The sequence below is a fragment of the Mesorhizobium sp. KACC 23794 genome (genome assembly GCF_052180275.1).
Lineage (GTDB): Bacteria > Pseudomonadota > Alphaproteobacteria > Rhizobiales > Rhizobiaceae > Kumtagia.
Window position 1 is genome coordinate 3,637,943 of the sequence record NZ_CP197465.1, and the last position, 13,515, is coordinate 3,651,457.

13 protein-coding genes are annotated in these 13,515 nt (G+C 65.5%); 7 read left to right on the forward strand and 6 right to left on the reverse strand.

Annotation, left to right across the window (positions count from 1 at the left end; translation table 11 throughout):
• Window positions 1-90: 90 nt before the first annotated feature.
• From topA to ACSBOB_RS17805, 5 genes are all read right to left on the reverse strand, one after another.
• Window positions 91-2,745, reverse strand: coding sequence for a type I DNA topoisomerase (topA, locus tag ACSBOB_RS17785; protein WP_442577432.1), 2,655 nt, complete (start codon window positions 2,743-2,745; stop codon window positions 91-93).
• A gap of 453 nt (window positions 2,746-3,198) precedes the next feature.
• Window positions 3,199-4,326 (reverse strand): DNA-processing protein DprA, encoded by a 1,128-nt coding sequence (gene dprA / locus ACSBOB_RS17790; protein ID WP_442577433.1) that lies wholly within the window; start codon window positions 4,324-4,326, stop codon window positions 3,199-3,201.
• Window positions 4,323-4,910, reverse strand: coding sequence for a glycerol-3-phosphate 1-O-acyltransferase PlsY (plsY, locus tag ACSBOB_RS17795; RefSeq protein WP_442577434.1), 588 nt, complete (start codon window positions 4,908-4,910; stop codon window positions 4,323-4,325). Before plsY ends, dprA begins: the two co-directional genes overlap by 4 nt.
• A 37-nt stretch (window positions 4,911-4,947) precedes the next feature.
• On the reverse strand, window positions 4,948-6,234 hold the full coding sequence (locus ACSBOB_RS17800; protein ID WP_442577435.1) for a dihydroorotase: 1,287 nt from the start codon (window positions 6,232-6,234) through the stop codon (window positions 4,948-4,950).
• Complete coding sequence (locus tag ACSBOB_RS17805; RefSeq protein WP_442577436.1) at window positions 6,231-7,196, reverse strand: aspartate carbamoyltransferase catalytic subunit; 966 nt, start codon at window positions 7,194-7,196, stop codon at window positions 6,231-6,233. The genes ACSBOB_RS17800 and ACSBOB_RS17805 overlap by 4 nt, the downstream gene beginning before the upstream one ends.
• Before the next feature lie 277 nt (window positions 7,197-7,473).
• Between ACSBOB_RS17805 and ACSBOB_RS17810 the strand changes: the two genes are divergently transcribed.
• The 6 genes from ACSBOB_RS17810 (at window position 7,474) to ACSBOB_RS17835 (ending at window position 12,173) form a co-directional block, all read left to right on the forward strand.
• Complete coding sequence (locus ACSBOB_RS17810) at window positions 7,474-8,418, forward strand: ABC transporter substrate-binding protein (protein ID WP_442577437.1); 945 nt, start codon at window positions 7,474-7,476, stop codon at window positions 8,416-8,418.
• Window positions 8,419-8,468: 50 nt separating this feature from the next.
• A complete protein-coding gene (locus tag ACSBOB_RS17815; RefSeq protein WP_442583760.1) occupies window positions 8,469-9,122 on the forward strand; it encodes a L,D-transpeptidase in 654 nt (217 codons plus the stop codon).
• A 21-nt stretch (window positions 9,123-9,143) separates the two neighbouring features.
• Window positions 9,144-9,470 (forward strand): hypothetical protein, encoded by a 327-nt coding sequence (locus tag ACSBOB_RS17820; RefSeq protein ID WP_442577438.1) that lies wholly within the window; start codon window positions 9,144-9,146, stop codon window positions 9,468-9,470.
• 94 nt (window positions 9,471-9,564) lie between these two features.
• The gene (locus ACSBOB_RS17825) at window positions 9,565-11,190 is read left to right on the forward strand and encodes an acyl-CoA dehydrogenase family protein (protein WP_442577439.1); all 1,626 of its coding nucleotides are present in this window, start codon (window positions 9,565-9,567) and stop codon (window positions 11,188-11,190) included.
• 105 nt (window positions 11,191-11,295) lie between these two features.
• A complete protein-coding gene (locus tag ACSBOB_RS17830; RefSeq protein ID WP_442577440.1) occupies window positions 11,296-11,853 on the forward strand; it encodes a hypothetical protein in 558 nt (185 codons plus the stop codon).
• Window positions 11,853-12,173 carry a DUF6105 family protein gene (locus ACSBOB_RS17835; RefSeq protein ID WP_442577441.1) on the forward strand — a complete coding sequence of 107 codons (321 nt, stop codon included), beginning with the start codon at window positions 11,853-11,855 and terminating at the stop codon, window positions 12,171-12,173. The genes ACSBOB_RS17830 and ACSBOB_RS17835 overlap by 1 nt, the downstream gene beginning before the upstream one ends.
• On the opposite strand, the gene ruvX is transcribed toward ACSBOB_RS17835, so the two are convergent.
• On the reverse strand, window positions 12,131-12,625 hold the full coding sequence (ruvX, locus tag ACSBOB_RS17840; RefSeq protein ID WP_442577442.1) for a Holliday junction resolvase RuvX: 495 nt from the start codon (window positions 12,623-12,625) through the stop codon (window positions 12,131-12,133). The genes ACSBOB_RS17835 and ruvX overlap by 43 nt on opposite strands.
• Before the next feature lie 63 nt (window positions 12,626-12,688).
• Between ruvX and ACSBOB_RS17845 the strand changes: the two genes are divergently transcribed.
• Window positions 12,689-13,396 carry a metal-dependent hydrolase gene (locus tag ACSBOB_RS17845; protein ID WP_442577443.1) on the forward strand — a complete coding sequence of 236 codons (708 nt, stop codon included), beginning with the start codon at window positions 12,689-12,691 and terminating at the stop codon, window positions 13,394-13,396.
• The last annotated feature ends 119 nt before the right edge of the window (window positions 13,397-13,515 follow it).

Sequence of the window (13,515 nt, forward strand, 5' to 3'; positions counted from 1 at the left end):
GCCCGCCGTCCTCGGATGCGCGCCCGGCCCATAGGCCGGGCTCTTGCCGCTTTCCTCTCTCGGCGGAGTCGGTTTTTTCGCCAACCGGTCCTATTCCTTTTTCTTCGCAGCCGTCTTTTTCGCGGCAGGCTTCTTGGCCGCCGACGTCTTCGCGGCGGGTTTCTTCGCACTGGCCTTGGCTGCCGGCCGTCTTGCGGTGCTCGGCTTCTTGCCGCCGCCGGTCTTGGCCTCGCGCTCGGCGATCAGCACCAGCGCTTCCTCCATGGTGACCGACGCCGGGTCCTTGCCCTTCGGCAGCGTGGCGTTGACCTTGGCGAAGTTCACATAAGGACCGTATTTGCCGTCTCGCACGGTGACCTTGCCGCCGCCGTCGGGGTGGTCTCCCAGATCCTTCAGCGCCGCCGGCGTGCCGCCGCGGGCGCCTTTGCCCTTGGACTGCTTGTCGGCGATCACCGTCACTGCCCGGTTGAGGCCGATCGAGAACACGTCCTCGATGCTGTCCAGGTTGGCGTAGGTTCCGTCATGCAGCACGAACGGCCCGTAGCGGCCGAGGCCGGCGGAGATCATCTTACCGCTTTCGGGATGTTTTCCGACATCGCGCGGCAGCGCCAGCAGCGCCAGCGCCTTCTCGTGGTCGATGCTGTCCGGCGTCCAGCCCTTGGGCAGGCTGGAGCGCTTGGCTTCCTTGCCTTCGCCGCGCTGGAGGTACGGGCCGAAGCGGCCGCTGCGCAGCGTGATCTCCTCGTTGGTGTAGGGGTCGCTGCCCAGCACCTTGGTGCCGCCATCCTCGCCCTGGCCATTCTCGCCCTCGCCATTGGCGGCATCGCCGAGCTGGCGGGTGTAGCCGCATTCCGGATAGTTCGAGCAGCCGACAAAGGCGCCGTATTTGCCGAGCCGCAGCGACAGCGTGCCGGCGCCGCATTTCGGGCAGATGCGCGGGTTGGAACCATCTTCCCGCGCGGGAAAGATCAGCGGCGCCAGTTCCTCGTTCAGCGTCTCCAGCACGTCGCCGACGCGCAGATCCTTGGTCTCGGCGACGGCCGCCGAAAAGTCTTTCCAGAAGTCGCGCAGAACGTCCTTCCAGACCAGCTTGCCATCGGAAATCTCGTCGAGTTTCTCCTCCAGTCCGGCGGTGAAGTCATACTCCACATATTTGGCGAAGAAGCTTTCGAGGAAGGCGGAGAGCAGCCGGCCGCGCGAATGCGGGATCAGCTTGCGCTTGTCGATGACCACATATTCGCGGTCTTCCAGCGTCTTCAGGATCGCCGTGTAGGTGGAAGGGCGGCCGATGCCGAGTTCCTCCATCTTCTTGATCAGCGTCGCTTCCGAATAGCGCGGCGGCGGTTCGGTCGAGTGCTGCGTCGCCTGGATCGACTTGCGGTCGAGCCCTTCGCCGGCGCGGATTTCCGGAAGGCGACCACCTTCCTCGTCGTCAGCCGCGTCCTCTTCCTTCTGGTCGGTATAGGCGGCGATAAAGCCGTCGAAGCGGATGACCGAGCCGACGGCACGCAGGCTGGCGGTGCGCCCGCCGTTCAGCGCCTCGATCTCGACCGTGGTGCGCTCGATCTCGGCCGGCTGCATCTGGCTGGCGATGGCGCGCTTCCAGATCATCTCGTAGAGCCGCGCCTGGTCGGCATCGAGATATTGGCGCACGGACGCCGGCGTGCGGAAGAAATCGGTCGGGCGGATCGCCTCGTGGGCTTCCTGCGCATTCTTGGCCTTGGCCGAATAGTAGCGCGGCTTTTCCGGCAGATATTTCTCGCCGAATTCCTTGGTGATCGCGCCGCGGGCCGCGGAGATCGCCTCGGGCGCCATCTGCACGCCGTCGGTACGCATATAGGTGATCAGTCCCGCCGTCTCGCCGCCGATGTCCATGCCCTCGTAGAGACGCTGGGCGACCTGCATGGTGCGAACGGCGGAGAAGCCGAGCCGCGACGACGCCGCCTGCTGCAAGGTCGAGGTGGTGAAGGGGGGACCGGGATTGCGTTTCGTCGGTTTTGCGTCGACCGAAAGCGCCCGGAACGTCGCGCCTTCCAGCATCGCCTTGATGTTATTGGCCTGCTCGCCATTGTTGATGTCGAGCTTCTGCAGCCGCTTGCCCTCGAAACCGGTCAGCCGCGCCTCGAACAGGTCGCTCCGCGGCGTCGCCAGCGTCGCGGCGATCTGCCAGTATTCCTGGCGCACGAAGCGCTCGATCTCGGCCTCGCGGTCGCAGACCAGCCGCAGCGCCACCGACTGGACGCGACCGGCGGAGCGGGCACCCGGCAGCTTGCGCCACAGGACCGGCGACAGGGTGAAGCCGACCAGATAGTCGAGCGCCCGGCGCGCCAGATAGGCGTCGACCAGCGGCGCGTCGATCTGGCGTGGATTGGCCATGGCGTCCAGCACCGACTGCTTGGTGATGGCGTTGAAGACGACGCGGCTGACCGGCTTGCCCTTCAGCGCGCGCTTCTGCTGCAGCACCTCCAGGACGTGCCAGGATATGGCTTCGCCTTCACGATCCGGGTCGGTTGCGAGGATCAGGCCGTCGGCGTCCTTCATCGCCTTGGCGATGTCGCCGAGCCGCTTGGAGGAGGGGCCGTCGACTTCCCACGACATGGCGAAGTCCTCGTCGGGACGCACCGATCCGTCCTTGGCCGGCAGGTCGCGGACATGGCCGTAGGAGGCCAGAACCTTGTAGTTGCGGCCGAGATACTTGTTGATTGTCTTTGCCTTCGCAGGCGATTCGACGACGACGACGTCCATGGACTACCCAGGTTTCTGCTTGGTGGACTGCCCCCTGTCGCAACGGCTCCAAGCCGTTCGCAATCCGTTCGGGTTCGTCAAATGGCTGCGGAAAGCCCATCGGTCAAGGGCGCTGGTCGAAAATGGCGTCTTGCGGCCGTCAATACAACCGAAATCGTAGGTAAAAATTCCTTGCAATCTTAGGTTATTGTGATAAATGTGATGCGACTGACGATTGCAGTGACGGGTGGCGGCCAGTTCGGGCGGGGGCTCGGTTGACGCGCACATGGTTCGATCGGGATGAGCATCATGCGTCCTATTCTTGGAAAACGCCGTACCGAACAGCTAGACTATATCCACTCCATGCTCCGCCAGCTGCGGGGCATGGCCGAAGCCGAGCGATGCGAAATGCTCGCCTACCTCATCGGAATGGCCATCTCCGAGGCCGGCGAGGTTATGCGCAGCGAAAGGCCGCTACGGATCGGGGAAGACAATCGACACAGCGCCACCTGAGTGGCGCTCCAGCCGTCCGGCGAGATCGAGCTCCAGCAGGATCATGAACACCTGGGCGGGATGCAGGCCCGTGTGCCAGATCAGTTCGTCGATGCCGGTCGGCACGGGGCCGAGCGCCTCCAGGATCTTCGAGCGATCCGTCTCGGCGGGCGTCGGAGCGTCCGAAAAATCCGGCGGCTCGTCGAGGTCGATCTCCGGCGGCGATTCGGTGAGCGTCAGCGGCGCCAGCGCGTCCAAAATGTCCTCGGCTGACGTCACCAGCACGGCGCCGTCCTTCAGCAGCCGGTTCGCGCCCTCGGCACGCGGGTCCAGTGGCGAGCCTGGCACCGAAAAGACGATCCGGCCCATCTCATTGGCGAGCCGCGCGCTGATCAGCGAACCCGATCGGCGGGCCGCCTCCACCACCACCAGCCCGAGACCCAGCCCGGCCACCACGCGGTTGCGGCGCGGAAAATCCTGGGCGCGCGGCTCCCAGCCGAATGGCATCTCGGTGACGACCGCTCCGCTCTCGGCGATGCGTTCGCACAGGCCGGCATTCTCGGGGGGGTAGGGACGGTCGAGTCCGCCGGCCAGAACGCCGACCGTGCCGGTGGCGATGCTGCCCTCGTGGGCGGCTGTGTCGATGCCGCGCGCCAGGCCGGAGATGACTGCATACCCTTCCTTGCCAACGGCCGCGGCCAGCATGCGCGCCATCTTAAGCCCGGCGAGCGAAGCGTTGCGAGCGCCGACAATTGCCACGGCCGGCAGCGAAAAGATCGCGCCATTGCCCTTTACCGCGATCAGCGGCGGCGGATAATCCATGCGCCTCAGCTGCGGCGGATAGTCGGGTTCCCCGATGCCGACGAAACGCGCGCCGAAGCGATTCGCCTTTTCCATTTCGGCCTCCGCCGCCGACACGGGCGGGATGCGCGGCGCTGCGGCGGCGCCGGCATTGCGCATGAGGCCCGGCAGTTCCTCGATCGCCGTCTCGGCCGAGCCGAACCGGTTGATCAGGTCTCGGAAAGTCGCCGGTCCGACATTCGGCGTGCGGATCAGTCTCAGCCAGGCGAGCCGCTGACGCTCCGAAAGCAGCGGCCGGGCCTGAGTCATCCCTTGGCGCCTATCCTTGTTTCCGTGCCGGCGAGCAGGCGCGAGATGTTGGCGTGATGCTTTATCCAGATGATCGCCGACATGACGGCGAACACGACCGCAAGATCGGTGCGGCCGGTGAAATAGAGGAAGACCGGGGTAGCGACGGCCGCGGTCAGCGACGAGGCGGAGGAGTAACGCAGCAGGAAGGCGAGGGCGATCCAGACCACGGCGAAGACCAGCCCCGCCTGCCAGGAAAGCCCGAGCAGCACGCCGAGATAGGTCGCCACGCCCTTGCCGCCCTTGAAGCCGAGCCAGACTGGGAAGATGTGGCCGATGAAGGCGGCGAAACCGGCGGCGAGGCCGAGTTCGGGAGAAAAATATCCGGCGACCAGCGCTGCGGCCGTGCCCTTCAGCATGTCGAGCAGCAGCGTCAAAGCCGCCAGGCCCTTGTTGCCGGTTCTCAGCACATTGGTGGCGCCGATGTTGCCGGAGCCGATCTTGCGTACATCGCCCAGCCCGGCAGCGCGCGTCACCAGCAGCCCGAACGGGATCGAGCCGAGCAGATAACCGAAGACCGCCGCGACAATGAGATTGATCGTCATGAGCCTCCCCCGGGGCGGCTCGCGCCGCTCCCTGGAACTATGCCTCGAAAACCGTGCGTCCGGCAACCAGCGTACGCAAAACGCGGCCCTGCAACCGCGCACCCTCGAAGCAGGTGTTCTTCGAACGCGAGCGGATATCGCTTTCGCGCACCACCCATGGCTCGTCGAGATCGACCAGCACCAGGTCGGCGGGCGCGCCGGGCTTCAGCGTGCCCCCGGGCAGGCCGAAGAGTTTGGCCGGCGCCGTGGACAGCGCCTCGATCAGGCGGATGAGCGGCACGTCGTCATTGTGGTAAAGGCGCAAGGCCGCGCCGAGCAGCGTTTCCAGCCCGATCGCCCCGTCGGCAGCATCGGCGAAGGGCAGGCGTTTTGTGTCGACGTCCTGCGGGTCGTGCGAGGATACGATGATGTCGACGGTCCCGTCGCGCAGCGCCTCGATCATGGCGATCCGGTCTTCCTCGGCGCGCAGAGGCGGCGACAGGCGGAAGAAGGTGCGGTACTCGCCGACGTCATTGTCGTTCAGCGACAGGTGGTTGATCGATACGCCCGCCGTCACATTGGCAGCGTCAGACTTGGCGCGGGCGACCGCCGCCGCCGACAGCGCCGTCGATATCTTTGCGGCGTGGTAGCGGCCTCGCGTCAGCCGGGCGAGAGCGAGGTCGCGCTCCAGCGGGATCGATTCGGCTTCGCGCGGAATGCCCGGCAGGCCGAGCCAGCTTGCGAACAGCCCCTCGTTCATCACCCCGCCGGCGGCGAGGTCGCGGTCCAGCGTCTCATGGCAGATGACCGCGCCGAAATCGCGCGCATAGGTCAGCGCCCGGCGCATCACCAGCGCATTGGCGATCGAGTGGCGGCCGTCGGTGAAGGCAACCGCGCCTGCTTCGCGCAAAAGGCCGAATTCCGTCATTTCGACGCCTTCAAGGCCCTTGGTGATGGCGGCGGCAGGGAAGACGTTGACTTCCGCCGTATCACGCGCCGTGCGCAGTACAAATTCCACCAGCGCCACATTGTCGATCACCGGGTCGGTGTCCGGCATCATGACGATCGAGGTGACGCCGCCTGCCGCAGCCGCACGGCTGGCCGAGGCGATGGTCTCGCGATGCTCGGCGCCGGGTTCGCCGATGAAGACGCGGCCATCGACCAGTCCGGGCAGCATCGTCTTGCCCATGCAGTCGACGACGGTGGCGCCGCCCGGAAAACCTTGGTTCAGCGCCGAGGCGCCGGCCGCCAGAATCTTGTTGCCGTCGACGATGACGGCGCCAACTTCATCAATGCCGCGCGACGGGTCGACGACGCGGGCGTGGGAAAAGACGGTGACGGTCATCCGGCGCGCCCTTCGGGATTGCGGCGCGGATCGAGCAGCGCCTCCATCACCGCCATGCGCACGGCGACGCCCATCTCCACCTGCTCCTGGATGACGCTCTGCGGGCCGTCGGCGATTTCCGAGGCGATCTCGACGCCGCGGTTCATCGGGCCGGGATGCATGACCAGCGCATCGCTTTTCGCAACCTTCAGCTTCTCGGCATCAAGGCCGTAATAATGAAAATATTCGCGCGTCGACGGCACGAAGGCGCCGGCCATGCGCTCGCGCTGCAGGCGCAGCATCATCACCACATCGGCGTCGCGAAGCGCATCCTCCATGGTCGCGCAGACATCCACCGACATATTTTCGATGCCTGCGGGCAGCAGCGTCGAGGGCGCGGCGACACGCACATAGGCGCCCATGGCGGTGAGCAGCAAAATGTTGGAGCGCGCCACCCGCGAATGCAGGATGTCGCCGCAGATCGCCACCGCCAGCCCGCGCAGTTTTCCCTTGGCGCGTCGGATGGTCAGCGCGTCGAGCAGCGCCTGCGTCGGGTGCTCATGCGCGCCGTCGCCGGCATTGACCACCGAACAGCCGACCTTTTGCGCCAGCAGCGCGGCGGCACCTGCTGAGGCGTGGCGGATGATCAATATGTCCGGCCGCATGGCGTTGAGCGTCATCGCCGTGTCGATCAGTGTCTCGCCCTTCTTCACCGAGGAACTGGCGACGCTCATGTTCATGACGTCGGCGCCGAGACGCTTCCCCGCCAGTTCGAACGACGACTGCGTGCGGGTCGACGCCTCGTAGAAGAGGTTGATCTGGGTGCGCCCGCGCAGCGTCGACGTCTTCTTTTCCGACTGCCGCGAGATCCCGACTGCGGTATCGGCACGGTCGAGCAGATGCTCGACATCGGCCGCCGAAAGGTCGCGGATGCCTAGAAGGTGGCGGTGAGGGTATAGCGGCAGGGATGCGGCGTCGGTCATCTCAAGCGGCTGCTATAGGCTGCACACAGCCTTGCCACAAGACGATATCCGATGTCGTCAACAAGATGCCGGCAACTGTTCGTGCCGCCGGCTCGGAGGCGTTCGAGAGTCCAGCCTTGGCTGCACGGGCGTGCCTGACGGTGGTGACTCCGCCCATGCAGCTTTTCCTTGACAACGATGAAGGATGCAAATTGCGCTTCGTCCCCAGACATGTAAAATTATCGGCGGGGCGCGTCACGGTTGAGAGGGACTCCGCATGCTCTGCGCATGGTCTTGGATGAAGACCGCGTTGGCGGCATCGACGCTTGGCCTTTCTTGCATGGGCGCCCAGGCTGCCGACCTGGTGATCGCGATGCCCAACTGGTCATCCGGTCAGGCCACCGCCAACATTCTGAAGGTGGCGCTGAAGAAGGAGTTCGGCCTCGACGCGGATGCCGTCGAGATGGGCACGATGATCGCCTTCGCCGGTCTGGATTCCGGCCAGGTCGACATCCATCCGGAAGTCTGGCTGCCCAACCTCGACAGTCTCGTCAAACGCTACGTCACCGATGCCGGTACGGTCGCAATGAGCCCCATCGGCGTGCCGGCCTGGCAGGGCATCTGTGCCACCAAGGTGACGGCGGACAAGGACGGCATACGCGACATCGCGGACCTCAGCGACGAGAAGAAGACATCCGTGCTCGACACCGACGGCGATGGCCGCGGCGAGTTGTGGATCGGCGCGCCGACATGGTCGTCCACCGAGATCGAACGCATCCGGGCCAACAGCTACGGTTATGCCAAGACCCTCACGCTGCTGGAAGTGCAGGAGGATGTCGGCATGGCGGCCGTGGACGCCGCCGAGGCGACCGGGCGCCCGATGGTCTTTGCCTGCTACGCGCCGCATGCCGTGTTCAAGCTGCACGACATCGTGCGCCTGACCGAGCCGCCCTACGACCCCGCCAAATGGAAGGTGGTGCTGCCCAGCGAGGACCCAAACTGGCTGTCGAAATCGAACGCCGCCGTCGGCTGGGATGCAGCCCATTATCATATCGCCTACGCCACTTCGCTGCGCCAGAAGCACCCGGATGTCGTCCGCTTCCTCGAGCGTATCGATTTCAAGCCCGATGAGGCGATCGACATGAGTTATGCATTGCAGGTCGAGCGGCAGGACCCTTACGCCTTCGCGGAGCAGTGGGTCGCGAAAAACCAGGCGCGCGTCGACGGGTGGGCCAAGCCATGACCGAAGCCTTCAACCGTCCAACGTTTTCCAGCACAGTTACGCGCGGCCGGATGATCAAACTCGGCGCGCTGTTCGCCGCTGGGCTGATGCTGGCGACAGCGGTATCGTTCGCCGCCGGTGGAACCCAGGTTTACGATCCGAAGACGCGGACGTGGACCAGCTACGACCGTACCAAGGCCTACAAATACTGGCGGCAGCACAAGCAGGTTCCCGAAGCTTTTCGCCCGCAAATGGTGAAGTTCCGCACGGCGGAGAAACCGGGCACCATCATCATCGACGGCAATCAGCATTTTCTCTATCTCGTCCAGCCCGGCCAGCAGGCGATCCGCTACGGCATCGGCGTCGGGCGCGACGGTTTTGGCTGGGCCGGCATCGTGCGTGTCGGGCGCACCGCCGAATGGCCGATCTGGACGCCGCCCGCCGAAATGGTGGCGCGCGATCCGAATGCGCGAAAATGGGCCGGAGGCCAGCCCGGCGGTCCCGACAACCCGCTCGGCGCGCGGGCGCTCTATCTCTACGAGGGCGGCCAGGACACGATCTATCGCATCCACGGCACGCCGGAGCCCTGGACCATCGGCCTCGACGTGTCGTCCGGCTGCATCCGCATGAACAATGACGACATCGTCGACCTGCATTCGCGCATCGAGATCGGCGCCAAGGTCATCGTGCTGATGCAGGGGGCCGCTCTCTACAAGGGGGTATGACTTCTTTCAAAGGAGGGGACGATGAGCACATCCGCAAAGAGGGCAGTCGGGCCGTTGCCCGGTCTGTCGTTTGCAACCGCCCTGGCGATGGCCGCGAGCGCCTGCACGACAGGTCCGACGCCGGACCAGATGGCAAGGACGACGCTGGAGACGGCTCCGGCCGACCTGCAACTGCTGTGCGCCAACGAAGCGGCGCGATCGGCCGGGGTGGAAAGCAGCAAGGTGCTGCCGGTGAGTTCGCGCAAGCTGGACGCGAAGAACTATCAGGTGGAACTCAACGCGGGCGGTAAGCCGACCACCTGCGTCATCGACGCCGACGGCAAGATCGTGTCGGTGCGGGCGGCGTAGTACCTTCCCCTTTTTCGTCGCGTTTGCCGCTTTCCTTCGTTTATAAGTCTCTCGAAGCGCTTGGATTCGAGGGCGCAGGGGAAAGAGATCCGGCGTGACGCACGAGGTAACGAACCAGCCGCCGCCGCTTGCCGGAGGCAATGCATGGCGCGGCGATCCGCTGCTCGTGCAGTTGGCGGAGGATTTTTCCGAGCCCGTTCGCAAGGAACTGGATGCGCACGGCAAATTCGTATTGAGCCAGGAGGCGCAGGAGCTTGCGCGCCTCGCCAATGCAGAGACCCCGAAGCTGAGGACTCACGACCGGCAGGGCCGGCGTCTCGACATCGTCGAATATCATCCGGCCTACCACGCACTGATGCGGCGCGGAATCGCCGGCGGGCTGCATTCTTCCGTCTGGGAAAACGGCGAGATGGAGACCGGCCGCCGCCACCAGGTGCGGGCTGCGCGGTTCTACCTGACCGCCGAGCTCGAAGCGGGGCATCTCTGCCCGATCACCATGACCAGCGCCTCGCTGGCGGCGCTGATGGCCAGCCCGAAACTCTTTCGCGAGTGGGCGCCGCGAATCACCAGCCGCAAATACGACCAGACGCAGAAGCCACCGATCCAGAAGGCCGGCCTGACGCTTGGCATGGGCATGACCGAGAAGCAGGGCGGCACGGATGTCCGTGCCAACACGACGCGCGCCGAGCGGGCAGGGGGCGGCTTCTACCGCATCACCGGCCACAAATGGTTCATGTCGGCGCCGATGTCGGATGCCTTCCTGGTCCTGGCGCAGGCGGCGGAAGGGCTGACCTGCTTCCTCGTGCCGCGCATCATGAGCGATGGCAACGGCAACGGTTTTCGCTTCCAGCGCCTGAAGGACAAGCTTGGCAACCGCTCCAATGCTTCCTCCGAAGTGGAGTTCGAAGGCGCGGTCGGCGAGCCCGTCGGCGACCCTGGCGCCGGCGTCAAGACGATCATGGACATGGTGACGCTGACCCGGCTCGACTGCGCCGTCGCATCGGCCGCGATCATGCGCGCCGGCCTGGCCGAGGCCGTGCATCATGCGCGGCACCGGAAAGTGTTCGGCGGCGCGCTGATCGAAAAGCCGCTGATGCAACGCGTGCTGGCCGACATGGCGCTGGACGTCGCCGGCGCCACCGCGCTGTCGTTCCGGCTGGCGCGCTCCTTCGACGAGGCGGCGAAAGACCGCGGCGAGGCAGCCTTTGCCCGCGTCATGACGCCGGTGGTGAAGTACTGGGTCTGCAAGGTGGCGCCGACGCTGCTGGCAGAAGCCATGGAATGCCTCGGGGGCAACGGCTATGTGGAGGAGGGGCCGCTCGCCCGCTATTATCGCGAGGCGCCGGTCAACGCCATCTGGGAAGGCTCCGGCAACGTCATGGCGCTCGACGTGCTGCGCGTGCTGGGCCGCGGGCCGGCACTGTTCGAGGAAGTGCTGGCGGGCATTTCGCGCGACCTGGGCTCGGGCGGGGCAGGGACGGTCGGCGTGCTGCGCGCGGCCATGCAGGTCGCGTCTTCCGACGAGGGATCCGCCCGTGTGCTGACCGAGCAGTTGGCACTGTCGGCGGCGGCGGCCGAACTCCGGCGCATCGGCGCCGGCCGCATCGCCGACGCCTTCGTCGAGACGCGCCTCGCCGGCCAGTGGCGGACCACCTACGGCATGCTGGCGCCACGCCACGACCCGTCGCTCATCCTCGACACGCTCTATCCAGGCAGCTGAGCCCGGCGAGCAAGCGCATTTCCCCAGGCCGTTAACCTTAACAAATGGTTTACGTTGCGCCGGAGCCGCAACGGCCCCAGTCTGTAATGCGCGAACGAGGACAGCATGCCGCGGTTACTGACTCTTTTTCTGGTTTTGCACTGGGCCGTGCTGTTCTCCCTGCTGGCGGGCCTCGCCATATTCGGCGGCCAGGACGGCGCGGCCAACGGGCTGACCTTCTTCGGCATAGACATGTCCGGCCCGGACGTCTTCTTGGCTTCGGTGCCGGTCATGAAGGCTGCCGTGTCGTTCGGCTTCGCCATCTGCTCCGTGCTGTTCTGGTGGGCCTTCGTGACGTTCTTCGTCTCGGGCGGCAACCGGGTGGCCGGGGAGGAGGTCTTGCGGATGGCATTCGCCGCCGCGTCCGGATTGATGACGCTCATGCTGCTGGTTGGAACGATCAAGGCCACCCACGGCCTGTTTCCGGCGATGGCCGCGCATTTCGCCGCGCTGATCGCCTCCTACGTTGCCATCAGGGCTGAACAGCAGCTCGCTCCGGAGCCGGAGGCGGACAGCGAGGAACTGCGGCTCGCCGCCCGCGTCAAGGCGATCGATGCGTCGCAGACGGCGCGCCTGTCGCGTTTCGTGGCGACCCATGAGGGCCGGCGGAGTTTCGATCACTGATGCGCTACATCCTGACGATCTGGGCGCTGCCGCTGGCGATCTTCTGGGGCTGGTTCGGCCTCTCCTATTACGACATGAACTTCGGCTACCTCATGCTGTCGCGGCAGATCCACGACATCTATTTCCAGCTTGCCGGGCAGATCATGGGTGTCGACCCCGCCACGGTCCCCTGGCTCATCGCCAAGGCGTGCATTCTCGACACCCTCATCCTGGTGGCCATCTGGGCGTTCCGCCGCCGCCGCGAGATCGTGGCCTGGCTGCGCAGGCAGCGCGAGCGCTATTCCGGCCAGTCTGCCGCGCCGGATTCGCCAAGCGCCTGAAGGCGGTCCAGCACGCCCTGCAGGATGAAGGCGGCCGCCGCCGAATCGATCTTGCCTTTCCGCTTGGCCCGCGAAAAATCCATCTCGATCAGCGTGCGCTCCACCGCCACCGTCGACAGCCGCTCGTCCCAATAGACGAAGGGCAGGTCGGTCAGCCGCTGCATGTTGCGCACGAAGGCCCGCGTCGCCTGGACGCGGGGACCCTCGCTGCCATCCATGTTGATCGGCAGGCCGATGACGATCGCGCCTGTCTGTTCGGCCTGCAGCAGTTTCAGCAACGCCTCGGCGTCCGCCGTGAACTTCTTGCGCAGGATCACCGGGCGGGGGTGCGCGAAGGAGAGGCCCCGGTCCGACACGGCGACACCGATGGTCTTTTCGCCGAGGTCCAGCCCGGCAAGCGTGCGGCCGCCGCTCAGGAGATCGGGCAGGGTTTCTATGGCGACGACCGGCACGGGCTTTCCTTTCAGGCTGCCGCCGTTCTATCTTCTGCCGCCACTGAAATCGAGGACATCGGCATGAAACTCACCTGGTACGGCCATTCGGCTTTCCGCATCGAGACGGGCGGCGCGAATATCCTGATCGACCCGTTCCTGAGCAGCAACCCCTCGTGGTCGCGTGGCTGGGAAGGACCTGCCGAGGGCGTCACCCATCTGCTGCTCACCCATGGTCATAACGACCATATCGGCGACGCCGTTGAGATATTGAAGAAGACCGGCGCACAGCTCGTCGCCAATTTCGAGGTCTGCATGTACCTCGTAGGCCAGGGGGCAGCCGGAGACAGGATCAATCCCGGCAACACCGGCGGCACGGTCGATTGCGGCGGCTTCACCACCACCTTCGTCCAGGCGCTGCATTCCTCGTCCTTCAACAATGGCGACGGCTCGAACACCTATCTCGGCAACCCGCTCGGGCTGGTCCTGCATTTCGCAGACGGCCGCTCGCTCTACCACATGGGCGATACCGATATTTTCGGCGATATGGCGCTGATCGAGGAACTGCACCAGCCGGAGATCGGCATCGTGCCAATCGGCGACCGTTTCACCATGGGCGGCGCGGTGGCCGCGCTCGCCTGCAAACGCTTCTTCAATTTCAAGAAAGTCATCCCCTGCCACTTCGCAACCTTCGGAGCGCTCGACCAGAGCGCCGACAAGTTCGCCGCGGGTCTTGAAGGCGGCGGCACCGAAATCGTGCTGCCGAAGGTAGGCGAGACGATCGACATCTGAACGGGGAGATTCCCCGCGTCGACAGCGGAATTCGGATACGGCGCAGGGTTCGCCGCATTCGCCTGACAGTGAGACGAGACGCCTGGGGTCGACGCCGCGCGAAGCTTGTTGAGATGCTC

Excerpts from the sequence above, each read along its gene's own strand:
- ACSBOB_RS17820 (WP_442577438.1), top strand. The coding sequence starts at position 9,144 with ATGAGCACATCCGCAAAGAGGGCAGTCGGGCCGTTGCCCGGTCTGTCG.
- plsY (WP_442577434.1), bottom strand. The coding sequence starts at position 4,910 with ATGACGATCAATCTCATTGTCGCGGCGGTCTTCGGTTATCTGCTCGGC.
- ACSBOB_RS17835 (WP_442577441.1), top strand. The coding sequence starts at position 11,853 with ATGCGCTACATCCTGACGATCTGGGCGCTGCCGCTGGCGATCTTCTGG.
- dprA (WP_442577433.1), bottom strand. The coding sequence starts at position 4,326 with ATGACTCAGGCCCGGCCGCTGCTTTCGGAGCGTCAGCGGCTCGCCTGG.
- ACSBOB_RS17810 (WP_442577437.1), top strand. The coding sequence starts at position 7,474 with ATGAAGACCGCGTTGGCGGCATCGACGCTTGGCCTTTCTTGCATGGGC.
- ACSBOB_RS17845 (WP_442577443.1), top strand. The coding sequence starts at position 12,689 with ATGAAACTCACCTGGTACGGCCATTCGGCTTTCCGCATCGAGACGGGC.
- ACSBOB_RS17815 (WP_442583760.1), top strand. The coding sequence starts at position 8,469 with ATGATCAAACTCGGCGCGCTGTTCGCCGCTGGGCTGATGCTGGCGACA.
- ACSBOB_RS17830 (WP_442577440.1), top strand. The coding sequence starts at position 11,296 with ATGCCGCGGTTACTGACTCTTTTTCTGGTTTTGCACTGGGCCGTGCTG.
- ACSBOB_RS17800 (WP_442577435.1), bottom strand. The coding sequence starts at position 6,234 with ATGACCGTCACCGTCTTTTCCCACGCCCGCGTCGTCGACCCGTCGCGC.
- ACSBOB_RS17805 (WP_442577436.1), bottom strand. The coding sequence starts at position 7,196 with ATGACCGACGCCGCATCCCTGCCGCTATACCCTCACCGCCACCTTCTA.
- topA (WP_442577432.1), bottom strand. The coding sequence starts at position 2,745 with ATGGACGTCGTCGTCGTCGAATCGCCTGCGAAGGCAAAGACAATCAAC.